At 44.2% G+C, this 24,065-nt stretch carries 20 protein-coding genes, 1 tRNA gene and 1 pseudogene; 11 read left to right on the top strand and 11 right to left on the bottom strand.

Translation table 11 applies throughout. The annotated features are described in order from the left end of the window. Positions 1–84: 84 nt before the first annotated feature. The 4 genes and pseudogenes from epd to mscS all read left to right on the top strand — a co-directional run bounded on the left by epd (position 85) and on the right by mscS (position 4,778). Positions 85–1,110 (top strand): erythrose-4-phosphate dehydrogenase, encoded by a 1,026-nt coding sequence (epd, locus tag Vt282_RS12090; protein WP_162063489.1) that lies wholly within the window; start codon positions 85–87, stop codon positions 1,108–1,110. A gap of 148 nt (positions 1,111–1,258) precedes the next feature. After that, complete coding sequence (locus tag Vt282_RS12085; RefSeq protein ID WP_162045508.1) at positions 1,259–2,419, top strand: phosphoglycerate kinase; 1,161 nt, start codon at positions 1,259–1,261, stop codon at positions 2,417–2,419. 163 nt (positions 2,420–2,582) lie between these two features. Continuing rightward, positions 2,583–3,590: pseudogene (gene fbaA, locus Vt282_RS12080) on the top strand (class II fructose-bisphosphate aldolase); the annotation flags it as partial. Between the two features lie 321 nt (positions 3,591–3,911). Then, the gene (gene mscS / locus Vt282_RS12075) at positions 3,912–4,778 is read left to right on the top strand and encodes a small-conductance mechanosensitive channel MscS (protein WP_162045510.1); all 867 of its coding nucleotides are present in this window, start codon (positions 3,912–3,914) and stop codon (positions 4,776–4,778) included. 52 nt (positions 4,779–4,830) lie between these two features. Here the strand turns inward: mscS and Vt282_RS12070 are convergent, their stop codons facing one another. Next, positions 4,831–5,460 carry a LysE/ArgO family amino acid transporter gene (locus Vt282_RS12070; RefSeq protein ID WP_162063488.1) on the bottom strand — a complete coding sequence of 210 codons (630 nt, stop codon included), beginning with the start codon at positions 5,458–5,460 and terminating at the stop codon, positions 4,831–4,833. A 132-nt stretch (positions 5,461–5,592) separates the two neighbouring features. Here Vt282_RS12070 and Vt282_RS12065 point away from each other — a divergent pair, with 132 nt between their 5' ends. Beyond that, positions 5,593–6,489: a LysR family transcriptional regulator ArgP gene (locus Vt282_RS12065; protein WP_162063487.1), complete on the top strand. Its 897-nt coding sequence runs from the start codon at positions 5,593–5,595 to the stop codon at positions 6,487–6,489. A 107-nt stretch (positions 6,490–6,596) separates the two neighbouring features. Then, positions 6,597–7,286, top strand: a complete 690-nt coding sequence (locus Vt282_RS12060; protein WP_162045513.1) for an oxidative stress defense protein — start codon at positions 6,597–6,599, stop codon at positions 7,284–7,286. Positions 7,287–7,314: 28 nt separating this feature from the next. Here Vt282_RS12060 and Vt282_RS12055 read toward each other — a convergent pair whose 3' ends face one another. Both Vt282_RS12055 and pykF read right to left on the bottom strand, forming a co-directional pair. Then, complete coding sequence (locus Vt282_RS12055) at positions 7,315–7,974, bottom strand: GntR family transcriptional regulator (protein ID WP_162045514.1); 660 nt, start codon at positions 7,972–7,974, stop codon at positions 7,315–7,317. 169 nt (positions 7,975–8,143) lie between these two features. Continuing rightward, positions 8,144–9,556 (bottom strand): pyruvate kinase PykF, encoded by a 1,413-nt coding sequence (pykF, locus tag Vt282_RS12050; protein WP_162045515.1) that lies wholly within the window; start codon positions 9,554–9,556, stop codon positions 8,144–8,146. Positions 9,557–10,021: 465 nt separating this feature from the next. On the opposite strand from pykF, the gene Vt282_RS12045 reads away from it, so the two are divergent. Both Vt282_RS12045 and glmS read left to right on the top strand, forming a co-directional pair. Then, positions 10,022–10,783 carry a DeoR/GlpR family DNA-binding transcription regulator gene (locus Vt282_RS12045; protein WP_162063486.1) on the top strand — a complete coding sequence of 254 codons (762 nt, stop codon included), beginning with the start codon at positions 10,022–10,024 and terminating at the stop codon, positions 10,781–10,783. Positions 10,784–10,866: 83 nt separating this feature from the next. Next, positions 10,867–12,699, top strand: coding sequence for a glutamine--fructose-6-phosphate transaminase (isomerizing) (gene glmS / locus Vt282_RS12040; protein WP_162063485.1), 1,833 nt, complete (start codon positions 10,867–10,869; stop codon positions 12,697–12,699). A gap of 85 nt (positions 12,700–12,784) precedes the next feature. Here the strand turns inward: glmS and Vt282_RS12035 are convergent, their stop codons facing one another. Together Vt282_RS12035 and Vt282_RS12030 are read right to left on the bottom strand one after the other, a co-directional pair. Continuing rightward, entirely contained in the window at positions 12,785–13,102 is a 318-nt protein-coding gene (locus Vt282_RS12035) for a cation diffusion facilitator family transporter (protein WP_162045521.1), read from the bottom strand. 269 nt (positions 13,103–13,371) lie between these two features. After that, a complete protein-coding gene (locus Vt282_RS12030) occupies positions 13,372–13,815 on the bottom strand; it encodes an exoribonuclease R (RefSeq protein ID WP_162045522.1) in 444 nt (147 codons plus the stop codon). Positions 13,816–14,239: 424 nt separating this feature from the next. Between Vt282_RS12030 and Vt282_RS12025 the strand changes: the two genes are divergently transcribed. Then, positions 14,240–15,622: an NCS2 family permease gene (locus Vt282_RS12025; RefSeq protein WP_162045523.1), complete on the top strand. Its 1,383-nt coding sequence runs from the start codon at positions 14,240–14,242 to the stop codon at positions 15,620–15,622. Positions 15,623–15,676: 54 nt separating this feature from the next. Here Vt282_RS12025 and Vt282_RS12020 read toward each other — a convergent pair whose 3' ends face one another. The 6 genes from Vt282_RS12020 to rpsU form a co-directional block, all read right to left on the bottom strand. Further along, positions 15,677–16,798 carry a GGDEF domain-containing protein gene (locus Vt282_RS12020; protein ID WP_162063484.1) on the bottom strand — a complete coding sequence of 374 codons (1,122 nt, stop codon included), beginning with the start codon at positions 16,796–16,798 and terminating at the stop codon, positions 15,677–15,679. Positions 16,799–16,932: 134 nt separating this feature from the next. Further along, a tRNA-Ile gene (locus Vt282_RS12015) sits at positions 16,933–17,008 on the bottom strand. Positions 17,009–17,153: 145 nt separating this feature from the next. After that, positions 17,154–19,016 carry an RNA polymerase sigma factor RpoD gene (rpoD, locus tag Vt282_RS12010; protein ID WP_162063483.1) on the bottom strand — a complete coding sequence of 621 codons (1,863 nt, stop codon included), beginning with the start codon at positions 19,014–19,016 and terminating at the stop codon, positions 17,154–17,156. 98 nt (positions 19,017–19,114) lie between these two features. Next, entirely contained in the window at positions 19,115–20,878 is a 1,764-nt protein-coding gene (gene dnaG, locus Vt282_RS12005) for a DNA primase (RefSeq protein WP_162063482.1), read from the bottom strand. A gap of 137 nt (positions 20,879–21,015) precedes the next feature. Continuing rightward, on the bottom strand, positions 21,016–21,459 hold the full coding sequence (locus tag Vt282_RS12000; RefSeq protein ID WP_162045526.1) for a GatB/YqeY domain-containing protein: 444 nt from the start codon (positions 21,457–21,459) through the stop codon (positions 21,016–21,018). A gap of 25 nt (positions 21,460–21,484) precedes the next feature. Further along, a complete protein-coding gene (gene rpsU / locus Vt282_RS11995; RefSeq protein WP_001145625.1) occupies positions 21,485–21,700 on the bottom strand; it encodes a 30S ribosomal protein S21 in 216 nt (71 codons plus the stop codon). 459 nt (positions 21,701–22,159) lie between these two features. Between rpsU and tsaD the strand changes: the two genes are divergently transcribed. Beyond that, the gene (gene tsaD, locus Vt282_RS11990) at positions 22,160–23,176 is read left to right on the top strand and encodes a tRNA (adenosine(37)-N6)-threonylcarbamoyltransferase complex transferase subunit TsaD (protein WP_162063481.1); all 1,017 of its coding nucleotides are present in this window, start codon (positions 22,160–22,162) and stop codon (positions 23,174–23,176) included. A gap of 69 nt (positions 23,177–23,245) precedes the next feature. Continuing rightward, a complete protein-coding gene (locus Vt282_RS11985) occupies positions 23,246–24,064 on the top strand; it encodes an alpha/beta fold hydrolase (RefSeq protein WP_162063480.1) in 819 nt (272 codons plus the stop codon). Position 24,065: the final 1 nt, after the last annotated feature.

Raw genomic sequence — 24,065 nt, 5'->3', positions numbered from 1 at the left:
TCGCGATAGCGGGGCTTTTTTTGTGACAGAGAGAGTGAATACAAGTACCATTCATAGCCACAACACAAAACAGGCGATGGAATTATGCTGAAAGTTGCGATCAATGGATTTGGCCGAATCGGTCGTAATGTATTACGCGCTATCTATGAGAGTGGTAAGCACCAACAGATTAAGGTGGTGGCAGTTAATGAACTGGCGCAACCAGAGGCAATGGCGCATCTATTGCAATACGATACGAGCCACGGACGATTCATCAAACGTGTTGCTCATGATCAAGAACACCTTTATATCCAACATGATAATGGTGAACGAGATGCAATTCGTATTCTGCATCTTCCGACCATAGAGCTGTTGCCTTGGCGCGATCTTGAGGTCGATATCGTTTTAGATTGCACGGGAGTTTACGGTAGCCGTGCTGATGGACTTGCGCATATTGTAGCCGGTGCGAAAAAAGTATTGTTTTCTCACCCAGGTAGCAATGATCTCGATAACACCATTATTTATGGGGTTAATCATGAGACCCTCACCGCGAAACAACGCATAATTTCTAACGGCTCATGCACGACTAACTGTATTGTGCCCATCATCAAAGTATTAGACGAAGCCTTTGGTATCGACTCTGGCACCATCACCACTATCCATTCGGCGATGAATGATCAGCAAGTGATTGACGCTTATCATAGTGATTTACGCCGCACGCGCAGTGCGAGTCAATCGATCATTCCGGTTAATACAAAGTTGCATCAGGGAATTGAAAGGATATTTCCGAAATTTTCCAACAGATTTGAAGCAATTTCGGTACGAGTGCCGACTGTTAATGTGACCGCGATGGATTTAAGTGTCACAATTAATACAAATGTGAAAGTTAATGACGTAAATCAAACCATTATTAACGCATCTCAGTGTACATTACACAATATAGTTGACTATACTGAAGCGCCGCTGGTTTCAGTGGACTTCAATCATGATCCGCACAGTGCCATTGTTGATGGAACGCAAACCCGAGTGAGCAACGGTCACTTGGTTAAAATGTTGGTGTGGTGTGATAACGAGTGGGGCTTTGCCAACCGTATGTTGGACACAGCATTAGCAATGCAGAATGCTAAGTAGCCGCACAAGAATGTGCAGATAAATTTATTTTCACCCTTGAAATAAATTAACTCGATCTCCATATTCATAAGCAGTTTAAAGAATTCATTGGCTTGGCAAGGTTGCTGAGTCGTTAAAAACTTTATTTTATTATTTGAGAGGACAAATCATGTCTGTAATCAAGATGACTGACCTGGATCTAGCAGGTAAACGTGTATTCATCCGTGCTGACCTAAACGTGCCAGTAAAAGACGGTAAAGTAACTTCTGATGCACGTATCATCGCATCTCTTCCAACTATCAAGCTATGCCTAGAAGCCGGCGCGAAAGTAATGGTAACTTCTCACCTAGGTCGTCCAACTGAAGGTGAATACGCTGAAGAGTTCTCTCTACAACCTGTAGTTAACTACCTAAACGACGCACTAGATTGCGAAGTTAAACTAGCTAAAGATTACCTAGATGGCCTAGAGCTAAACGCTGGTGAACTAGTAGTACTAGAAAACGTTCGCTTCAACAAAGGCGAGAAGAAGAACGACGAAGAGCTATCTAAGAAATACGCTTCACTATGTGACGTATTCGTAATGGATGCATTCGGTACTGCTCACCGTGCACAAGCTTCAACTCACGGCGTTGGTATGTTTGCTGACGTAGCATGTGCTGGCCCTCTACTAGCTGCTGAGCTAGAAGCGCTAGGTAAAGCAATGAGCAACCCAGAGCGTCCTCTAGTGGCTATCGTTGGTGGTTCGAAAGTTTCTACTAAGCTGACTGTTCTTGAGTCACTATCTAAAATTGCTGACCAACTAGTTGTTGGCGGTGGTATTGCAAACACATTCATCGCAGCTGAAGGCCACAACGTAGGTAAGTCTCTATACGAAGCAGACCTAGTTGAAACTGCACAAAAACTAATGAAAGAGTGTGCAATTCCAGTTGCAACTGACGTAGCGTGTGCAAAAGCATTTGACGAAAACGCAGAAGCTGAAATCAAGCACGTTTCTGAAGTTCAAGACGACGACATGATCTTCGACCTTGGCCCAGATTCAACTGCTGCTCTAGCTGAAATCATCGCAAACGCGAAAACTATCCTTTGGAATGGCCCTGTAGGTGTATTCGAATTCAAAAACTTCGAAGCAGGTACGAAAGGTATTTCTGAAGCGATCGCTCAGTCTCCTGCATTCTCTGTAGCAGGCGGCGGTGACACTCTAGCTGCTATCGATAAATTCGGTATCAAAGCTGATGTATCTTACATCTCTACTGGCGGCGGTGCTTTCCTTGAGTTCGTTGAAGGTAAAGTTCTTCCAGCAGTTGAAATGCTAGAAGCACGCGCAAAATAATTTTAGTAAAGCGGGAGAGAAATCTTCCGCTTTCTTGTTTGTTCCAAGGCGATTTCTATTCTGATAGAATGAGCTGCGTTGTGAGCAAACGTTTGCAGAATCATAAATTAGTAAGTTTTAATTTTAAAACGACAGATAAATAGGACTAGTCTAAAGATTTTGAATTGCTAAAGAGAACAACTTTGCACTACCAGCAGTTAACGTAGTTAACACTGACTCTATCAACGGTGTTCTTGAAGCTGCTTCTAAAGTTAAAGCTCCAGTAGTTGTTCAGTTCTCTAACGGCGGTGCTGCATTCTTCTGCGGTAAAGGCGTTAAACTAGAAGGTCAAGGTGCACAAATCCTTGGCGCTGTAGCGGGTGCTAAATACGTTCACGCTGTAGCAGAAACTTACGGTGTGCCAGTAATTCTTCACACTGACCACGCGGCTAAGAAACTTCTACCATGGATCGACGGTCTACTAGACGCAGGTGAAGAGTTCTTCGCTCAAACTGGTAAGCCTCTATTCTCTTCTCACATGATCGACCTATCTGAAGAGTCTCTAGAAGAAAACATCGAAACATGTGCTAAGTACCTAGCTCGTATGGAAAAAATGGGTATGACTCTAGAGTTTGAACTAGGTTGTACTGGTGGTGAAGAAGATGGCGTAGACAACTCAGATATGGATTCTTCTGAGCTATACACTTCTCCTGAAGACGTTGCATACGCATACGAGAAACTAAGCCCAATCAGCCACCGTTTCACTATCGCAGCATCTTTCGGTAACGTACACGGTGTATACCAAGCAGGTAACGTTGTTCTTACTCCAACTATCCTACGTGATTCTCAAGCATACTGTGCTGAGAAATTTGGTATCGCTCCAAACGCGCTAAACTTCGTATTCCACGGTGGTTCAGGTTCTTCAGAAGCTGAAATCAAAGAGTCTATCTCTTACGGTGTTATCAAAATGAACATCGATACAGATACACAGTGGGCAACTTGGGACGGCATCCGTCAATACGAAGCTAAGAACCACGATTACCTACAAGGTCAAATCGGTAACCCAACTGGTGAAGCGGCTCCTAACAAGAAATTCTACGACCCACGCGTATGGCTACGTGCTGGTCAAGAGTCAATGGTTGCACGTCTAGAGAAAGCATTCGCTGACCTAAACGCAATCGACGTACTATGATTCTTCGTTAGAATTAATCGTTTTAAAAACCCGCTCATTGAGCGGGTTTTATGTCATGAAAACGCGTAAGACTTTGAATCTATATGCATAAAAATTGTGGCGAAACTAAGTTCAAGTGCGTAGGCTTTAACTGGTTAGTGTGATTGCACAAAGTTAACCTTTTGTTTTCGATTGTCTTTGCACAATCTTTACTTTTCTAAAGTAACAAAATGGGCTATTTTGCCGCGAAACTGGCAAAAGGTTCAGTCAACAATAGGGATATTGTCGTTAAATTAAAGCAGTACTAGGTTAGTTAGCCTATTCAAAGAAGAGGAAAATTATATGGCAGGTGAGTCAAAGGGGATTGAAACTCCATTGGTAGATGGCCTTTCTCAAGCTCAAACTTGGTTAGAGGGTAACTCTGATTTATTGGTTCAGTACGGTGTGAATATCATTTCAGCGATTCTGATTCTGTTTATCGGTAATATCGTAGCGAAAGCGATCGCGAACAGCGTTGCTAAAATGCTTGATAAGAAGAAGATGGACAAAGCGGTTGTTGAGTTTCTACACGGCATCGTACGTTACACGCTATTCGTTATCGTGCTAATCGCGGCATTGAGCCGTATTGGTGTGCAAACTGCTTCAGTGGTTGCTGTAATCGGTGCAGCAGGCCTAGCAATTGGTCTAGCACTACAAGGTTCACTATCTAACTTTGCCGCTGGCGTGTTGATTGTGGCTTTCCGTCCGTTTAAATCTGGCGATTATGTAGAAGTATCAGGTGTTGCGGGCAGCGTAGAAGCTATCCAAATTTTCCAAACCGTACTAAAAACACCAGATAACAAGATGGTAGTGGTACCAAACTCAGGTGTCATTGGCTCTCCAATTACTAACTACTCACGTCATGACACTCGCCGTGTTGACCTGATGATTGGTGTTTCTTACAGCTCAGATCTAAAACTGACCAAACAAGTTATCCGTGAAACATTGGAAAAAGATCCACGTATCCTTAAAGATCCTGATATTACTATCGGTGTAGTAGCACTGGCTGACTCATCAGTAAACTTCGTTGTGCGCCCATGGTGTAACACTGCGGATTACTGGGATGTATACTTCGATTCAACTCAAGCAATCAAAGAAGCATTGGATGCAGCCGGTATCGAAATTCCATTCCCACAGATGGATGTGCATCTAAACAAAGTCGATGCATAATCTCTTCGATTAAGTTTATGAAAAAGCGAGGCATTTAGCCTCGCTTTTTTTATCACCAATATTGTTCAATTAATCCATTTGCTAGTACAGAGGCAATGGTGAACATCATAATAGCTACCAGAATATCGATGCCTTTTTTTACCTTAGGTTTCGACAAGGTTGGCCCTAATTTGGCCGCGCCGATCGATAGCGTATAGAACCAAGCAAATGAAGCCATAATGGTACCGAGTGCAAACGAGAGTCGGTCCTGACCTTCAAACTGCCCACCAATCGAGCCCAAGATTACCACCGTATCGAGATACAGATGTGGGTTTAGAATCGTCACGGCCATAGCACCCAGAATTACGGTTCTGCGACCACGAGCGACCATGTGCTGCGCCTTTTCTTGTGTGGCTGGATCGCGAAATGCGCTTTTTAACGCTAATGCACCATAGATAGAAAGAAAGGCAATACCACCCAGAGTGACAGCCGTTAACAACAATTCGTTTTGCGACAAGAGTGCGCCGCCACCAAAGATCCCCAGCGAAATAAAAATGGTATCAAGAAGGCTACAGGTGATCGCTGTGGTTAGATGATGTTGGCGTTTAATACCTTGGTTAAGCACGTAGGCATTTTGCGCACCGATTGGAATAATCATCGTCGCACCAAGACTAAATCCTTGTAACAAAACCCAAAAGTTCACTGTTTTCTCTCCAAGTGAGGGTAAAAGATGCAGCGAAGATAACGGGTTAGCCAAGATAAGTATATTTAATGATTTTAATGTAATATAAGTAGTGCTTATGCGATAAAAATAATGACGCGAAGGAAAAGAGTGATGCGTGGTTTAGATTACAAATGGATAGAAGCATTGGATGCCATTGTACAATTTGGCAGTTTTGAACATGCAGCAGAGCAGTTATTTATCTCTCAATCAGCGGTTTCTCAGCGGATAAAGCAGCTTGAGAAGTTTCTCGCCCAACCTGCGCTGATCCGTGAGCAACCTCCTAAACCAACGCCAATTGGCAAAAAGCTATTAGGTCTTTATCGTCGAGTCAGATTATTGGAAAGCGATTTGGTGCCTGAGTTACGCAATGATGCCAGCTATCAACCACTACAGCTTTCGCTGGCCACTAACGCCGACAGTTTAGCGACGTGGTTGTTACCAGCATTAAGTGATCTGCTGAAGCGTGAGCGTGTTGCGCTCAATTTAGTGGTTGATGATGAGGGGCGAACGCTTGAAAAACTGCGTAACGGGGAGGTGGCTGGCGCAATCAGTTTAGAATCCCAATCCATTCCCGGCTGTGATGCCGATTACTTAGGACGAGTGGATTATCTATGTGTCGCAAGCCCTGAATTTGCTCAGCACTATTTTCCTGATGGAGTAAATCGAGATTCATTGCTTGAAGCGCCAACACTTGCCTATGACTTTCATGATGATATGAACGATCGCTTTTTGCATCAGCACTTCAATTTACCCAAAGGCAGTGTACTGAAACATACCGTGCGTAGCTCCGAAGCGTTTGTCAAACTTGCACTGAATGGTGTTGCTTATTGTCTTATTCCAAGGCTGCAAATTGAAGAGGAATTAGAACAGGGATGGCTGGTAGATATCACACCGGGATTTTTCCTTTCTCAGCGCATTTATTGGCATCACTGGCAGCTAGAAACCGGTATTTTAAAATCAATTTCTGATGCCATCATCAATCACTCGCGGGTTATTTTACCGAGCTGACTTAGTTAAAGTTATGTCAGTTTACAGTCAAGGTGCTGGTTTAATCATCTGTTAGGCTTATTATGTATTTAGAACAGTGTCTCAGTGACAGGAATAAGGCGATAGATATGAATAAGTTATCCTTGGCGGTATTGATGCTCACAACAAGCTTTGGCGCGATGGCGAGTGATTACAACTTTCCTCATCTTACAACCACTGGTTATGGTGAAGTTGTTGCCAAGCCTGATATGGCAGAGTTTTCGGTACAGGTGGTAGAGACCACGATGACGGCTGAGCAGTCGAAGCAAAGCGTGGATAAAGCGGTTAGTGCATTCCTTGCGAGTTTGAAAAAGCAAGGTGTAACAGCAGATGATATTACCAGTACTAACCTATACATTGCTCCTCAATATCACTATCCAAAACAAGGCCAGGCTGAGTTGGTTGGCTATCGAGCAAGCCGCACCGTCACCGTTACAGTGGATGATCTTGATAAGCTGAACCAGTACTTAGATACGGCGTTAAGTTCTGGTATTAACCAAGTCGACAACATTACCTTGAAAGTTAAAGACGAAGCGAAATATCAACAGCAAGCACGTAGTGCTGCAATTGAAGATGCGCAGAGCAAAGCAAAATCTTTAGCGAAAGGTTTTGATCGAGATTTAGATAAGGTTTGGGAAATCAACTATAACGGCAATAGTGCTAAACCGGTATTAATGCGTGCGATGAGTATGGATATGAAGAGCGAATCTAATGGTTATCAAGATTCAACCATCGTTATTCGAGATCGCGTTGAGGTGGTATACCGACTTGAAGAATAAACCACAAGTCGGCTAAATCTTTGTGTATTTACGCAGCTGGACTAAACGCAAGGTCTAGCTGCAATACCGTATTTGAAACGAGGTGTTGGTACTTTTCTATCGCACCTTCAGTATCTTTAGCCAATACGGATTTGATGATCGATTCATACTCATCAATATTTATCGCTTGGCAATTCATTCCATTACAAATCGCGTGGAAGCGATAGCGCTGCAGTTGATTGAGCAGCTCATTGAAGAATACCAACATAATTTTAGATGACGCCGCGCTGAGTAGGGACTCGTGGAAGTGGCGTTGACGATTTTGCCATTCAATCCACTCATATTCCTCTTGAGTGTTTTTTAAACGTGCAAGCTTGTGATAGGCGGTGAGCAATTCTAGTTCCCAACCTTCGTCACCCAACGAAATAGACTGCCTTAGCAATACCGGTGCGACCACCCTCAAACTTTCATGCAGATCAGAAAGCTCTTGCTCGGAAATCGGCGCAACCCAACAGCCTTTTTGTGGCTCTACGATCACAAACTTTGACCATGAAAGCTGAACCAATGCTTCGCGAATTGGTGAGGCTCCAACGTCGTAGCGTTTCTTAAGCTCAGCAACAACCAGTTTTTCACTGGGTTTATAATTTCCCACTAAGATGTCGTGGCGAATCATCTTAGCCACTTTGTCAGTTAATGTTGGGCTTGGCACTATACAATCCTCGCTTTAGCAATCAGAGCTACTTCAACCTTGAATCTGATTAAACAGTACGTAGTACTTTTGCGCGAATATACAATCTAGTTTATAGCGAGGCAAGCGAGTATATAAAAAAAGAGGGCATAGCCCTCTTTTTATTTAACTGCTTGTATACGTTAATAAATTATAGAACGTGTACAGATGCTGTGTTTGTTGTACCTGAAGCCACTAGTGCACCAGAAACCATAACAACGATGTCGCCTTTCTTACCAAAACCAGAAGTTAGAGCGTACTCTTTACCGTTTTTGTAGAAGTCATCAGTGCTGTCGATTGAATCAACAAGAACTGGGCGAACACCTTTAGTTAGAACTAGTTGTGCTGCAGTTTTTTGGTTAGTAGTTAGCGCGATGATGCTTGCAGTTGGGAAGTACTTACGTACTGAGCGAGCTGATTTACCGCCTTCAGTTGCAACGATGATTAGTGGTGCTGCTAGTTTCTCAGCAGTGTCTACCGCACCTTTACATACTGCTTCAGTGATGCGTAGGCGTGGGCTGTCTAGACGTGAACCTAGCTCAGCTTTTAGAGCTGAATCAGTACGGTTCGCGATTTGAGCCATGATAGATACCGCTTCAACTGGGTATTTACCTTTTGCTGTTTCGCCAGAAAGCATTACTGCGTCAGTACCGTCCATGATTGCGTTAGCAACGTCGCCTGCTTCTGCACGAGTAGGGCGTGGGTTGTTGATCATAGAATCTAGCATTTGAGTAGCAGTGATAACTACTTTACGTGCACGGTTACATTTCTCGATCATCATCTTCTGAGCGAAGATTACTTCTTCAGCTGGGATTTCAACACCTAGGTCACCACGAGCAACCATGATACCGTCAGAAAGTTCTAGGATCTCATCGAAGTTATCAACACCTTCTTGGTTTTCGATCTTAGAAATGATGTGGATGTTCTCGCCGCCGTTTGCGTTTAGAACTTCACGGATTTCTTTCACGTCAGCTGCTTTACGGATGAAAGATGCTGCAACGAAATCAACGCCTTGCTCACAACCGAATTTAAGGTCGTTTTTGTCTTTTTCAGATAGAGCTGGAAGTTGAACAGAAACGCCAGGTAGGTTAACGCCTTTGTTTTCGCCAAGTGCACCGTTGTTAAGAACTTTACATTTAACTTCAGTTTCAGTTGTAGAGATAACTTCCATCTCGATTAGGCCGTCATCTACTAGGATTGTGTTACCAGCAGATAGGTCTTTAGCGAAACCTGGGTAAGTAACAGCTACAGTTTGAGCGTTACCAACAACTGTTGCGTCAGTTGTGAAAGTGAATTCTTGACCAGCTACTAGGTTAACGTCGTTGCCGCCTTCTAGTTTGATAGTGCGGATTTCTGGACCTTTAGTGTCTAGAAGGATTGCAAGTTGTTTACCAGTCGCTTCCATTACTTTACGGAAGTTATCGATACGAGTGCCGTGTTCTGCGTAGTCACCGTGAGAGAAGTTTAGACGCATTACGTTCATGCCTGCGTTCACAAGTTCAGTTAGCTTCTCAACAGATTCAGTTTTAGGGCCAATCGTACAAACGATTTTGGTCTTTTTCATGGAAGATACTCTCCGGTAAATAATATAGTTACAATTTCAAACTTGGTTTTTATTCGAGTATTGCATCAATTCAGTGCTCAATACTCAGGCTGCAGCAAGGATGGCTCGAGTAAATTTGCTTTAACAAACCTACAGTGTAGTTACGCCTTCTAGTCTTGCTCCAGTTTTGAAAGTCTTTCGCCAAATTTAGTCATTTTATGACCGTTTTGACATTGATGTTACGCCATTTAATGTGATTTATATCAACTTAGTTGTCTATGATTGCAATTAAATGACGCCTAATTCTGTAATTTTTTCTTTTCGGTTGCGAATTCTACCACCGAATCAATTCAATATCACTGCTTAAGAATTGTCTTAGGACAAGGTTTTATCGCTAAAGATTAATTTTTGGTTCAAAATAAATAGACGCATAAGTTTCGATTTGATATAATAAGTTTCGAAACGAAACTAAGAGTAAATTGATCAATGTCGAAACGAAATACACAACTTAGAAGACATGCAATTTCATTATTGGTTAACACCAAAGGCGAAGTCAGTGTGGAAGAACTTTCTAATCAGTTTGATACCTCAGAGGTAACGATTAGAAAGGATTTAGCCTCATTAGAGAAGAACGGTCAATTATTACGCCGTTATGGTGGAGCTATCGCACTTCCCTCGGAAGTTGTTAATGAGGAACTTAACAGTAAAGTTTCGATTCGAAAGATAGAGCTGGCGGAGGCGGCTGCAACGCTAATTCGTGATCACAACCGAATTGTGATCGACAGCGGAAGTACGACCGGTGCGTTGATTCAGCAGTTAAATGATAAGCGTGGTTTAGTTGTGATGACCAATTCACTGATCGTCGCGAATGCGCTTAACGAACTAGAGAACGAGCCTCATCTGCTGATGACGGGTGGAACCTGGGATGCACACTCTGAATCGTTTCAAGGCAAGGTCGCTGAAACCGTACTACGATCGTATGACTTTGATCAGCTGTTTATTGGTGCTGATGGCGTCGATCTTGACCGAGGAACTACCACGTTCAATGAGTTAGTTGGGCTTAGCAACGTCATGGCAGAAGTCTCTCGAGAAGTCATTGTTATGGTTGAGTCAGAAAAAATCGGTCGTCGAATACCAAATTTAGAACTGAGCTGGGATGCAATCAACGTATTGGTTACAAATAAAGACCTACCTGCTGAATACCAACAGCAAATTGAGTCGCATGGCGTTCGTGTCATTCTCGCTTAATCCAACAAATCGCAAATTAACAATTAGATCTTGAACCAAGGTGCCTTTGCTTGCTGGCGCTGGAATAAAAATGGAGAACAACTATGTGTGGAATCGTCGGTGCTGTGGCGCAGCGTGATGTTGCAGAAATCTTAGTAGAAGGACTGAAAAGACTGGAATACCGTGGTTATGATTCCGCCGGTGTTGCCATTGTTGACTCGGCATCCAACTTAACGCGTATTCGCCGCTTAGGTAAAGTGCAAGAACTGGCGGATACGGTAGATTCGGCACATGTTGTTGGTGGCACTGGCATCGCTCACACTCGATGGGCAACACACGGTGAGCCTTCAGAAATCAACGCCCATCCTCACGTCTCTGGTGATATTTCAGTGGTGCACAATGGCATCATCGAAAACCATGAGCAGTTGCGTGACACGTTGACCGAGCGTGGCTATCAATTTGTGTCACAAACAGATACGGAAGTGATTGCCCATTTGGTTGAGTGGGAACTTCGTTCTGCACCATCATTATTGGTCGCGGTGCAATCTGCAGTAAAACAGCTTGAAGGTGCTTATGGTACCGTGGTGATGGATCGTAACGACCCATCGCGTTTGGTTGTCGCTCGTTCAGGTAGCCCAATCGTGATTGGCTTTGGTGTCGGTGAAAATTTCCTTGCTTCAGACCAGTTGGCACTGCTTAACGTGACTCGTCGTTTTATGTACCTTGAAGAGGGAGATGTTGCGGAAGTCACTCGTCGCGACGTGACCGTATTCAATAGCCTCGGTGAGCACGTTGAACGTAAGATTACCGAATCAAAACTGGAGCATGATGCGGCAGATAAAGGTAATTATCGTCATTACATGCAAAAAGAAGTATTTGAGCAGCCAACGGCACTAATTAATACCATGGAAGGTCGAATCACTGCTGATTCGGTGATTACAGATGCGATTGGCGTTAAAGCGGCTTACATTCTTGCTAAGACCGAACATATTCAAATTGTCGCCTGTGGTACGTCATACAACGCAGGTATGATTGCCCGTTACTGGTTTGAAGCGATTGCTGGGATTAGTTGTGATGTCGAAATTGCTTCAGAATTCCGCTATCGCAAATTTGTCACTCGCCCAAATAGCTTGTTGATTACCCTTTCTCAATCTGGTGAAACGGCTGATACGCTAGCAGCATTGCGCCTGGCTAAAGAGAAAGGCTACATGGCCGCAATGACGATTTGTAACGTCGCAGGTTCATCATTGGTGCGTGAGTCAGATTTTGCCTTTATGACCCGAGCTGGGGTTGAGGTTGGTGTGGCATCCACGAAAGCGTTCACCACTCAGTTGATCTCACTATTGATGCTGGTTACTGCGCTCGGTAAAGAGCGTGGCACTATCGATAAAGTGCGTGAACAGGAGATTGTTAGTGCAATGCATGCGCTGCCAAATCAAATCGAGCAAGCGTTATCATTTGAGAAAGAAATCGAAGCTCTAGCAGAAGATTTCGCGGATAAGCATCACACGCTATTTTTAGGTCGCGGTGAGTTCTACCCTGTGGCGATGGAAGCCTCGCTGAAACTGAAAGAGATTTCTTATATTCACGCAGAAGCTTACGCCGCGGGTGAGCTAAAGCATGGTCCGTTAGCGTTAATCGATGCCGATATGCCAGTGGTGGTGGTTGCGCCAAGTAATGATCTGCTTGAGAAGCTCAAGTCAAACATCGAAGAAGTGCGCGCACGTGGTGGGCTGTTGTATGTGTTTGCCGATGAAGAAGCAGGCTTTGAAGCGGATGACACGATGAAGATCATCACTATGCCACACGTGAGTGACATTACTGCGCCAATTTACTACACAGTGCCAATGCAGTTGTTGTCTTACTACGTTGCCTTAATTAAAGGTACGGATGTTGACCAACCGCGTAACTTAGCTAAATCCGTAACGGTTGAATAATGTGATACAAACGAAAATGGCAGCGAATTTAACGCTGCCATTTTTTTTGTGTTTGCTGACTCGATGAAATAGCACTAGCGGTTAATTATTCTTGATGACCGGTTTTGTGGTGTTCACGAGAATGTTTTTTATGGTCATGTTGTTTAGTTTTGTGATGATGGGCATCGTGATGTTCATGACGGTCTGAATGAGATTGTACCGGGTGTTTGTGACCAACCGGATCACCGCCGTGTTGAATATGAGGGTGGCTTTGCTCATGTTCACGCACTTCATGGTGGTCACGGTTATGTTTGTGCTCTACTTCATCGCCGTAGCGACGTTCCATTTTTTCATGTTCAAATTCAGCGCCGTGTTGGTGACCATGTTGAGCGTGTTGATGTTCTTGACTATTGAAGTGACTCATACTTTTTCCTTAATAGACAGCGTTTAAATGTAATGTGTCTGTCCATGTCTTTAAATCTACGCCTGTTTTTACTCACTACAACGGACTATTTGGCAACAATAAAACCCGTTTTTATCGATTGAATATGACCTCGAATCGGCGGCAAAGTTAAAGGTTCACCCGATGATGTTGTTAGCGTAGGTAGAGAAGTGAGCAAGCGAAGGAGATAGGAAAGAATGATATCTCAAGCTGGAAGTGCATCGCTCACATTGCTATGAGCGATGAATAAATTATGCTTGGGCAATTTGTGCGTATTGACGTAGTAGGTCAGTGAGAGTTGTTAGCCATTCGAGAGTGTTCTCTGGGCTTTGTTGAAGTAGGGTTTCTACGTGACGGCAGTGCTCTTCAAGTGATATTGCTTGGGTTAGACGAAACGATACGGCATAGAAGTGCCACAGCAGTAAACGCTGCATGCGCAGAATGTTTTGCGCGCTATTTTCTGAATCCGCAAAGAGTGCCGGGAGCTGGCTAAGTGCAATAGCATTAAGGCGCAACATGGCATCAAGCTGAGCCTCTTGCAGTTTGTCCTCTGAGTCTGTTTCTTCACTATCAAAGGTGAAAAGTTCACTCATGTAGTCTTCAGGCACTAAACGTTGAATGAGGCGTTGGCTCAGTTCTTCTAGTTCGTGAGTGGGCGTGCTGGCTAAGCAGTCAATGGTATAGTCACGTGACATGATGATGTCCTGATAAATAGCGGTCATAACCACGAGTGGTTAAGAGCGAGTGAGCAGAATAAGCGTTACGCGCATTGTAGCTTGTCAGATTAATTTATCTATCTTTTCACACTCTGTTGGTATCGTTATATCGGTTAGATATTGAAAATTCGTAACCTTTATTTTCTTCTTAAAAACGTAATCTAACTTGGTGACGATAACGTTTGCGGTAAAGGGTTAAATCACTTGTCATTGTGATAAAGAAAGAGTACTTTCTCGCCTCTAAACAGCACTCGCAATTTTGTATTTTGCTGTTTAACCAGATTTAACTGCTAAACAAACTCGGTATTAACCAAGCGTTGTGGCAAAACGAGTTCATTGATATGAGCAAATCTGCTGCCAGAACGTTATGAGGTATGCTGTTGCAAACTAAATAGGAATCCCCATGTCTGACAAGACTCCATCTCAAGCGCATCAAGCTGAGAACTCTTCCTCATGTGCTTCTTTGAGTGGCAAACTCGATAAGTACTTCTTAATTGCTCAACGTGGTAGCAATATTCGCCAAGAGGTATTGGCTGGTCTAACAACGTTTCTTGCGATGGTTTATTCAGTCATTGTTGTACCGAGTATGTTAGGGGCTGCTGGATTTGATCAAGGTGCGGTATTTATTGCGACCTGTTTGGTGGCGGCATTTGGTTCTCTATTGATGGGCTTATGGGCAAACTTGCCGATGGCGATTGGTTGTGCCATTTCTCTCACTGCGTTTACTGCATTTAGTTTGGTGCTTGGACAAGGTGTATCAATTCCAGTTGCGTTAGGCGCAGTATTCTTGATGGGTGTGGTGTTTACTGCCATTACCGTTACTGGTCTGCGTCAATGGATTCTTACTCATCTACCGACAGGTATTGCTCATGGCACTGGCATTGGTATTGGTCTGTTTTTGCTGTTGATTGCCGCTACAGGTGTTGGCCTAGTTGAAAAGAACCCTGCAGAAGGCTTACCGGTTAAATTTGGTGATTTCACATCATTCCCAGTATTGATGTCTGTCTTGGGCTTAGCCGCGATTTTTGGCTTGGAAAAGCGTCGCGTGCCTGGCGGTATCCTACTCGTGATTATCGCCATTTCGGTTCTAGGTCTTATCTTTGATCCAAATGTGCAATATCAAGGTTTCTTTGCCATGCCATCATTTGGCGGTGAACATTCTTTGTTTGGCACTATGGATATTATGGGTGCATTCAGTCCATTAGTACTACCAAGCGTATTAGCGTTGGTGATGACGGCCATTTTTGATGCGACAGGTACTATCCGTGCGGTAGCTGGCCAAGCCAATCTTTTGGATAAAGATGGCAATATCATCGATGGTGGTAAGGCGCTGACGTCAGACTCTGTGAGTAGTATTGTTTCTGGTTTTGTTGGTGGTTCTCCAGCTGCGGTTTATATCGAATCAGCAGCGGGCACGGCGGCGGGCGGTAAAACAGGCTTAACTGCAGTTGTAGTCGGTTTGCTATTCTTGTTGGTGCTATTTATCTCACCAATCAGTTACCTAGTTCCTAGTTATGCGACTGCGCCTGCATTGATGTACGTAGGTTTATTAATGCTAAGCAACGTGAGCAAACTGGATTTCTCAGACTCGATTGATGCGCTGTCAGGCTTAATGTGTGCGGTATTCATTGTACTCACCGCGAATATCGTGACAGGTATTATGCTGGGCTTCTTGTGCTTGGTTGTTGGCCGAGTGATCTCTGGCGAGTATAAGAAACTGAGCTTTGGAATTGTGCTGTTAACCGCAGTCTTAGTTGCGTTTTACGCTGGTGGTTGGGCAATTTAATCCAACTGTTTGAATTGAAAAAATGGCTAACTTTAAGGTTAGCCATTTTTTTTATCATGAGTTAGCAAACACCACTCGATTACGTCCGCTATTTTTTGCTTGATAGAGTGCGTGGTCAGCTCTTTCTAAGAAGTAGAGGAAATCATCGTTGAACTGCGGAGTATGACAAAATACCCCAACGGAACAAGTCAATTGATGACTGAGGTTTTTTTTATCATTGTTAAGTTTAATACAGGCAATGCTTGAGCGGATTGATTCAGCAAATTGCTGAGCTTGTTCTATCGAGGTGCTGGTTGCGACAAGAAGAAACTCTTCGCCTCCCATACGGAAGATAAATTGCCCTTCCTGACAGAATAAACGTTGTAATGTGATACCGACTTGCTGAATGGCATTATCGCCTTGAATATGCCCTAAAGAGTCATTGAGCGTTTTGAAGTGGTCTAAATCGAGTGAGACAAAGCATAGGGGAGTTTGGCTGCGATAAGCTTGTTCGATGTGATTGGGGATGACTTGCATAAAATGGCGACGATTGTATAGGCCGCAGAGTTCGTCAGTGATAGCAAGTTGTTGTAGCTGCTGATTGAGGGCGAGTAATTCACGTTCAGCGACAATACGGCGGTGCTTTTCTCGAATTAACTCGATGGCATGTGAAGAGAGCTCTTCATACATGGTGAGTACTGTGTCGATTAACACCCCAACGGAACCACGCATTTTTTTCTTAGCGATTTGTTTTGCTTCGCTCAAAGAGAGCCCTGCTTGGAGTTCTCTTACTACCAGACTCATTTTTTTATCGTCTTCGAGAATATGCAACGCTAACCAACGAACCAGAAACTGAAGCACTTTCTCAATCGTATCTCGCCAATCTGAATTGAGTGATTCTTTTTGAATAGCAAGAATATCGGGGAGAAAACTATGGTGGGTGCGGGCATGAGAGAGCATCCAATCGTCTTGCTGAAAGTATTCCGACCAAACTCTTTCTTCTTCCGTAAAGTGGTAGCTGGCGTAGTCTGCGAGCTGTTCAAATATTTCAGATATCTCTATTCGGTTTTCATGAACTAAGGCGTTGGCAAGTTTATTCACTAGTTTGAACAGCTGTAGGTGCTGCTGATCAATACTTGCAATTCCGGTTTCAAAATTTGTGTTCCAAGGAAAAACGACGATTTCACTATCAGGCATAAGGGTTGCGCTTCTGTCCATTTCATTGGCCGAATAGAATTCGACACCTCAGTTTATTAGTCCCATTATTTGTAGGGATTATTTGCTGTAGGCACAAAAAAGCCCGATGAATTACTTCATCAGGCTCTCGAAATTGGTGGCCCCTCCCAGACTTGAACTGGGGACCAATCGATTATGAGTCGACTGCTCTAACCACTGAGCTAAGGGGCCAAATTAGGTGAACGATTATAGGGGATGCCGGTAGGGGTGTCTAGCCACTATACGGGGTAATTCCGTTTAGTTTTTATTCAGTTAAACCGAATAGATACAAAAAAGGTGAGCTAGTGCTCACCTTTTTTAATTCATCTCTACGAGATTACTCGTCAAGGAAGCTGCGCAGAGTTTCTGAACGGCTTGGGTGACGTAGTTTACGTAGTGCTTTCGCTTCGATCTGACGGATACGTTCACGAGTAACGTCGAACTGCTTACCCACTTCTTCTAGAGTGTGGTCAGTGTTCATGTCGATACCAAAGCGCATGCGCAGTACTTTCGCTTCACGAGGCGTTAGACCCGCTAGAACGTCTTTAGTCGCAGCTTTTAAGCTTGTAGCTGTTGCTGAGTCTAGTGGTAGTTCTAGAGTGGTATCCTCGATAAAGTCACCTAGATGCGAATCTTCGTCGTCACCGATTGGTGTCTCCATTGAGATTGGCTCTTTAGCGATCTTCAGTACTTTACGGATCTTATCTTCTGGCATCTGCATACGCTCTGCCAATTCTTCCGGTAATGGCTCACGACCCATCTCTTGCAGCATTTGACGAGAGATACGGTTTAGCTTGTTGATCGTTTCGATCATGTGCACCGGAATACGGATCGTACGTGCTTGGTCTGCGATAGAACGAGTGATCGCCTGACGAATCCACCAAGTCGCGTAAGTTGAGAATTTGTAACCACGACGGTATTCAAACTTATCAACCGCTTTCATTAGACCGATGTTACCTTCTTGGATCAGATCCAAGAACTGTAGACCACGGTTGGTGTATTTCTTCGCAATCGAGATAACAAGACGTAAGTTCGCTTCAACCATCTCTTTCTTCGCACGGCGAGCTTTTGCTTCACCAATAGACATGCGACGGCTGATTTCTTTGATGCTTTGAACCGTTAGTGACGTTTCTTCTTCGATCATGCGAAGCTTAGTGATAGAACGACGAATGTCTTCTTCACTTAGCTTGATCTTGTCAGCGTATGGCTTGTCAGATGCTAGGATTTCGTCTAACCATGCTTCCGTTGATTCATTACCAGTGAATAGAGTAATGAATGACTTCTTAGGCATTTTACCGTATTCAACAGTTGCCTTCATGATCAGGCGTTCTTGAGTACGTACACGCTCCATAGAAGTGCGTAGTTCTTCTACTAGGTAGTCGAACTGCTTAGGCGTTAGACGGAACTCTTTGAATACGTCTAGCACTAGCTCGTGAGCAACTTGTGCTTTCGGGCTTTCTTGACCGTGTTCATTTACCGCTAGCTGGTAGTTCTGGAAAGTATTGCGTAGTGAAGTGAATTTCTCTAGCGCTACTTCAGGATCGATACCAGTATCTTCTTCCGTTTCTTCTGCGTCATCATCGCCATCTTCGTCATCATCATCTAGATCGTCATCTTCGTCTTCTAGATCAGATTCTTCCAATTCAGAACCGATGTGAGTAGCGGTTGGCGCAGTCGTTTCTTCTGCGTCTGGATCAACAAAGCCAGTGATAAGATCAGTCAGGCGAAGTTCTTCCGCTTGAATCTTATCAAATTGCTCAAGAATGTATGGAATAGTGCCAGGGTATTCTGCAACAGCATTTTGAACTTGGTTGATACCATCTTCGATACGCTTCGCGATGTCGATTTCGCCTTCGCGAGTCAGTAGCTCAACCGTACCCATTTCACGCATGTACATACGTACTGGGTCAGTAGTTCGACCGATTTCACTTTCTACGCTTGAAAGTGCAGCTGCCGCAGCTTCTGCTGCGTCTTCATCGGTAATTGTGTCATCATCATTTAGAGCAAGATCATCAGCGTCCGGAGCAGTTTCCACCACTCGGATACCCATGTCGTTAATCATTTGAATGATGTCTTCAACCTGCTCAGAATCTACGATTTCTGCTGGCAAGTGGTCGTTAACTTCTGCGTAGGTCAGATAGCCTTGCTCCTTGCCTTTGATGACAAGTTGTTTCAGCTGTGACTGCGGATTTTGATCCATAGACGGTATCCAACTTAGTATTTGGTGAAGGAATTAGTATGCGATATGCAAACCATACATGTTAACAAATTAATTGATTGCTGCCTATACAAACAGGGTTACGCTTTCAAATCTAGCATTAAGGCTAGGAGCTCCCTTTTTTCGTCGGCTGATAAGCCGATGCTTCTTTCTTTGGCCTGCAGATTTTCAATTTGTTTCTCAACGCACTGAGACAGAATTCGGTCCAGTGAGTCTAAAAATATATCCATTTCATTGTCGTCATCGAGGGGAATTTCCCATCCCGCGAGACGTGACATTAGAGCGGACTGATTGCTATTTCGCCACTGCTCTAATAATTGACCTGTAGTGATATGGGGATGCTGTTGACAATATTCAAGCACTTCAAGCAATAAACTTAGCCCCGGAACTGTTAGATTCTTCACACTACTTAGATCCGGTACCATATCAGCATAGCTCGGATTTTGAATAAGCAAAGCAATAACTTCACGCATTGGAGTACGTTTGATCTCTTGATGCGGCAAAGCTCTAGTTTCTTTCTTACCTTCTTTACTGATAAGTTGCTCAAGTTGACGATCATCCATCAAACCCAAGCGTTTACCGAGTAGGTCTCGTAAATACAAGCGCAGGGTACCACCGGGCACTTTATCGATCAGCGGTAGAGCGAGACTGGTCAGTTTCGCCATCCCTTCTTTATTTGATACATCGACTTGTTGCATTAGCGAACTGAACATAAAGTCAGACAAAGGCATGGAGGTCTCGACTTGTTGTTCAAAAGCTTGTTTGCCGTGTTGACGAATATAAGAGTCCGGATCTTCACCATCAGGTAAGAACATAAACTTCAATTGGCGACCATCGGTCAAATACGGCAGCGCATTTTCCATTGCTCGCCAAGCTGCCTCTCTACCTGCGCGGTCACCATCGTAACAACAGACAACAGTACTGGTTTGGCGAAACAGCACTTGCAGATGATCACCGGTCGTTGACGTACCCAGTGAAGCCACCGAGTAATCAACACCATATTGCGCTAATGCCACCACGTCCATATAGCCTTCTACGACTAGGATTCGAGGAGGTTCACGGTACGCTTGCAATACTTCGTAAAGGCCGTAAAGCTCTTTGCCTTTATGAAAAATAGGGGTTTCTGGTGAGTTAAGGTACTTCGGTGTTCCTTCGCCAATAACACGACCACCAAAACCAATTACACGGCCACGACGGTCGCGAATAGGGAACATCACACGACCACGGAAGCGATCATAACGGTTACCGTTGTCGTTTTCGATCAACATCCCGCCAGTGACTAGCATCTCTTGGGCATCGTTGTGCTGTCCAAAATTCTTGCGCACTAAATCCCATTCGTCGGCAACATAACCAATGCCGAACTTCTGTACGATCTCACCAGATAAGCCACGATCTTTAAGATATTGAATCGCTACTTTACTGCTTGGTTGCTTAAGCTGTTGGCGATAGAACTGACCAATACTCGCCATAAGATCATATAAGCTGCGTTTTTGATCGCTATTGGCATGTGGTTGATCATTGCGGAAGTTGCCACCTTGGCGCTGTTCTCGAGGAACATCTAAACCCAAGAATGAGGCGAGCTCTTCAATTGCTTCAACGAATTCAAGACGTTCATATTCCATCATAAAGTCGATGGCATTACCGTGCGCGCCACAGCCAAAACAGTGATAGAACTGCTTCTCTTGGCTAACGCTAAAGGATGGGGTCTTTTCGTTGTGGAAAGGGCAACAAGCGCCGTAGTTCTTGCCTTTTTTCTTAAGTTTTACCCGTGCGTCAATGATATCGACGATATCAAGTCGAGCTAGCAGGTCATCAATAAAACTACGAGGGATGTGTCCAGCCATAAAACCTAACAAAAAAGAAAATAGTGGGTGGGATAACTATATATGACAGTGTGCTGCCATGGAAATTCCGTTATCCAGATACAAACAAGCCGTGCGTTCCATAGGATTGCACGGCTTGCTGCAATAGGGTTGGATAATTAAGCCAGTTTAGCGCGAACTAAACCACTTACTTTACCCATATCTGCGCGCCCTTGAATTTGCGGTTTAAGAACGGCCATTACTTTACCCATATCTTGCATACCGGCTGCACCAGACTCAGTCATCGCAGCTTCAATTAGCTGAGCAACTTCTTCGTCGGTAAGCGCTTGTGGCATGAAATCTTCAAGTACAGCAATTTCTGCGTTTTCCGCATCAGCTAAATCTTGACGACCTGCTGATTCGAATTGAGCGACAGAGTCGCGACGTTGTTTAACCATTTTGGTCAGCACAGCAAGAATGTCGTCTTCGTTCAGAGTGATCTGTTCGTCAACTTCACGTTGCTTAATCGCTGCTAAGGCTAAACGAATAGTGCCAAGGCGCAATTTGTCCTTGGCTTTCATCGCTAATTTTTGCTCTTCTTTGAGAGTATCAATCAGAGCCATAACTTTATCCTGTGGGACTTAGTTATTAGTACAGGCGAACGCGACGAGCGTTTTCGCGAGCTAGCTTCTTAGCGTGACGCTTTTGAGCTGCTGCTTTAGCGCGTTTGCGAACTGTAGTTGGTTTTTCGTAGTGCTCACGACGACGCACTTCAGAAAGGATACCTGCTTTTTCGCAAGAGCGTTTGAAACGACGTAGTGCAACGTCGAACGGTTCGTTTTCACGTACTTTAACTACTGGCATATGCCTTTCACCTCGGGGGTTAATTCGTTAACGCTGGTAATTGACAGTCCGAACGACTCTGTTCGGTCTATAACCAGCTTGATCAAAAATGGTGCGGAATTTTAATCCGATCACTATGGCTTTGTAAAGCACTTTGTCGAGTATATACCCATGTAATGCAAGGGGGCAGTTTAGTCCATCAAGCCAGATTGCGTAAGGCTTAGTGTGGATCGCTTGGTTGTTGTTTTTAAATCAGTATCTTAGAGGTTAAAACAAGAGGGTCGATTTTTGTGACAAATTTGTCTCAGACAGCAACCAAAAGTTGGCTATCTTTGCTGCGAAAATAGCGGTTTTTCCATTATTGTAGTGGGGAAGATGTAAATATATTTTAGTGAAGTTTGTACAAAATTTGTTTGCAACAGCAAGGCAAGGTAAGATTGCCGCCAATTTGTAATAATCAAGAAAACACCCGAGTAGACCATGCGCATTATCGGTATCGAAACATCTTGTGATGAGACAGGCATCGCCATTTATGACGATGAGAAAGGCCTGCTTTCTCACCAACTTTACAGCCAGATCAAACTGCATGCTGATTACGGCGGTGTAGTGCCAGAACTTGCCTCACGTGATCACGTAAAGAAAACGATCCCATTGATCAAAGCTGCAATGGCTGATGCAAATTTAGAACCAAAAGACATTGATGGTATTGCCTATACCGCAGGTCCTGGCTTAGTTGGCGCGCTATTAGTGGGCGCAACGATTGGTCGCAGCCTTGCCTATGCTTGGGGTGTGCCAGCTGTACCTGTTCACCATATGGAAGGTCACTTACTTGCGCCGATGCTAGAAGATAACCCACCGCCGTTCCCATTTGTTGCGGTGTTGGTTTCTGGTGGTCATTCAATGATGGTTGAAGTAAAAGGCATTGGTGAATATAAGATCCTTGGCGAGTCGATCGATGATGCGGCGGGTGAAGCGTTCGATAAAACGGCGAAATTGATGGGCTTGGATTACCCGGGTGGTCCACTGCTGTCTAAGTTGGCAGAAAAAGGTACACCGGGTCGCTTTAAGTTCCCGCGCCCAATGACTAACGTGCCAGGCTTGGACATGAGCTTTTCTGGCCTAAAAACCTTTACTGCAAATACGATTGCAGCTAATGGTGATGACGAGCAAACTCGTGCCGATATCGCGTTAGCGTTTGAAGAAGCGGTATGTGCCACATTAGCGATCAAATGTAAGAGAGCATTGGATCAAACGGGTTTCAAACGTATCGTTATTGCTGGTGGCGTAAGTGCCAACAAGCGCCTTCGTGCTGAGTTAGAAAAATTGGCGAAGAAAATTGGCGGTGAAGTGTATTACCCACGCACTGAATTCTGTACCGATAATGGTGCAATGATCGCCTACGCTGGTATGCAACGTCTGAAAAATGGCGAAGTAGCGGATCTTGCGGTACAAGCTCGTCCTCGCTGGCCAATTGATCAATTGGATCCTATTGCTTAATAGTTATATAGAAAGGTCGCTTTACAGCGGCCTTTTTTGTGTTTAGAGCAGAATAATAAGTATAGAGATATGAACAAATTTATAATTGAAGGCCAGCAAATGGCTTACCAAGACGTGGGGCAAGGTCCTGTCATCGTGCTGGGGCACAGTTATTTGTGGGATAACCAAATGTGGGCGCCGCAAATTGAAGTTCTCAGCCAATCTTATCGCTGCATTGTGCCGGACCTATGGGGGCATGGTGACTCAGACTCTGCGCCAGCAAACACTCGCACTTTACAAGATTATGCTCAGCAGGTTCTGGCATTGCTGGATCATTTAGATATCGATCAGTTTGTTTTGGTTGGTTTGTCAGTGGGCGGCATGTGGGGAACTGAGCTGGTTTCATTAGCGCCATCACGAGTCAAAGGCTTAGTATTGATGGATACCTTCGTTGGCTTAGAACCAGAAGTCGCTCATCGAAAATACTGGGCAATGCTACAAACCATTGAAGAGCAGCGAGCTATTCCGGAGGCCATTATTGAAGCGATAGTGCCGCTATTTTTTGCCAATAATGTTTTGCAAGATAATCCACAATTGGTCGAGGCTTTCACCGCAAGCCTACGTGCGATCAAAAGTGAGCGAGCAGCAGAAATCGCACGTATCGGGCGAATGGTATTCGGACGCCGAGATATGATTGAAGAGATAGAAAAGTTTGCATTACCAACGCTTATTGCCGTGGGGCAAGAAGATAAGCCGCGGCCGGTGCTTGAGTCTTATCTCATGCAAGACTGTATCAGTGGTTCGCAGTTAGTGCAGATCCCGCAGGCTGGACATATCTCAAACTTAGAGCAACCAGAAATGGTGAATACAATGCTGCAAAGCTTTCTTGCGCAGATCGGCTTTAAATAAG

This window comes from Vibrio taketomensis, assembly GCF_009938165.1.
Classification (GTDB): domain Bacteria; phylum Pseudomonadota; class Gammaproteobacteria; order Enterobacterales; family Vibrionaceae; genus Vibrio; species Vibrio taketomensis.
This window is presented reverse-complemented; position numbering and strand designations above follow the sequence as displayed.

Bases quoted from the DNA above. Each gene is read 5' to 3' on its own strand.
- pykF (WP_162045515.1), bottom strand. From the start codon at position 9,556: ATGAAAAAGACCAAAATCGTTTGTACGATTGGCCCTAAAACTGAATCT.
- Vt282_RS12000 (WP_162045526.1), bottom strand. From the start codon at position 21,459: ATGGCTCTGATTGATACTCTCAAAGAAGAGCAAAAATTAGCGATGAAA.
- rpsU (WP_001145625.1), bottom strand. From the start codon at position 21,700: ATGCCAGTAGTTAAAGTACGTGAAAACGAACCGTTCGACGTTGCACTA.
- Vt282_RS12045 (WP_162063486.1), top strand. From the start codon at position 10,022: ATGTCGAAACGAAATACACAACTTAGAAGACATGCAATTTCATTATTG.
- Vt282_RS12065 (WP_162063487.1), top strand. From the start codon at position 5,593: ATGCGTGGTTTAGATTACAAATGGATAGAAGCATTGGATGCCATTGTA.
- Vt282_RS12060 (WP_162045513.1), top strand. From the start codon at position 6,597: ATGAATAAGTTATCCTTGGCGGTATTGATGCTCACAACAAGCTTTGGC.
- Vt282_RS12025 (WP_162045523.1), top strand. From the start codon at position 14,240: ATGTCTGACAAGACTCCATCTCAAGCGCATCAAGCTGAGAACTCTTCC.
- tsaD (WP_162063481.1), top strand. From the start codon at position 22,160: ATGCGCATTATCGGTATCGAAACATCTTGTGATGAGACAGGCATCGCC.
- rpoD (WP_162063483.1), bottom strand. From the start codon at position 19,016: ATGGATCAAAATCCGCAGTCACAGCTGAAACAACTTGTCATCAAAGGC.
- Vt282_RS11985 (WP_162063480.1), top strand. From the start codon at position 23,246: ATGAACAAATTTATAATTGAAGGCCAGCAAATGGCTTACCAAGACGTG.
- epd (WP_162063489.1), top strand. From the start codon at position 85: ATGCTGAAAGTTGCGATCAATGGATTTGGCCGAATCGGTCGTAATGTA.
- Vt282_RS12030 (WP_162045522.1), bottom strand. From the start codon at position 13,815: ATGTCACGTGACTATACCATTGACTGCTTAGCCAGCACGCCCACTCAC.
- glmS (WP_162063485.1), top strand. From the start codon at position 10,867: ATGTGTGGAATCGTCGGTGCTGTGGCGCAGCGTGATGTTGCAGAAATC.
- Vt282_RS12085 (WP_162045508.1), top strand. From the start codon at position 1,259: ATGTCTGTAATCAAGATGACTGACCTGGATCTAGCAGGTAAACGTGTA.
- Vt282_RS12020 (WP_162063484.1), bottom strand. From the start codon at position 16,798: ATGCCTGATAGTGAAATCGTCGTTTTTCCTTGGAACACAAATTTTGAA.
- Vt282_RS12035 (WP_162045521.1), bottom strand. From the start codon at position 13,102: ATGAGTCACTTCAATAGTCAAGAACATCAACACGCTCAACATGGTCAC.
- dnaG (WP_162063482.1), bottom strand. From the start codon at position 20,878: ATGGCTGGACACATCCCTCGTAGTTTTATTGATGACCTGCTAGCTCGA.
- mscS (WP_162045510.1), top strand. From the start codon at position 3,912: ATGGCAGGTGAGTCAAAGGGGATTGAAACTCCATTGGTAGATGGCCTT.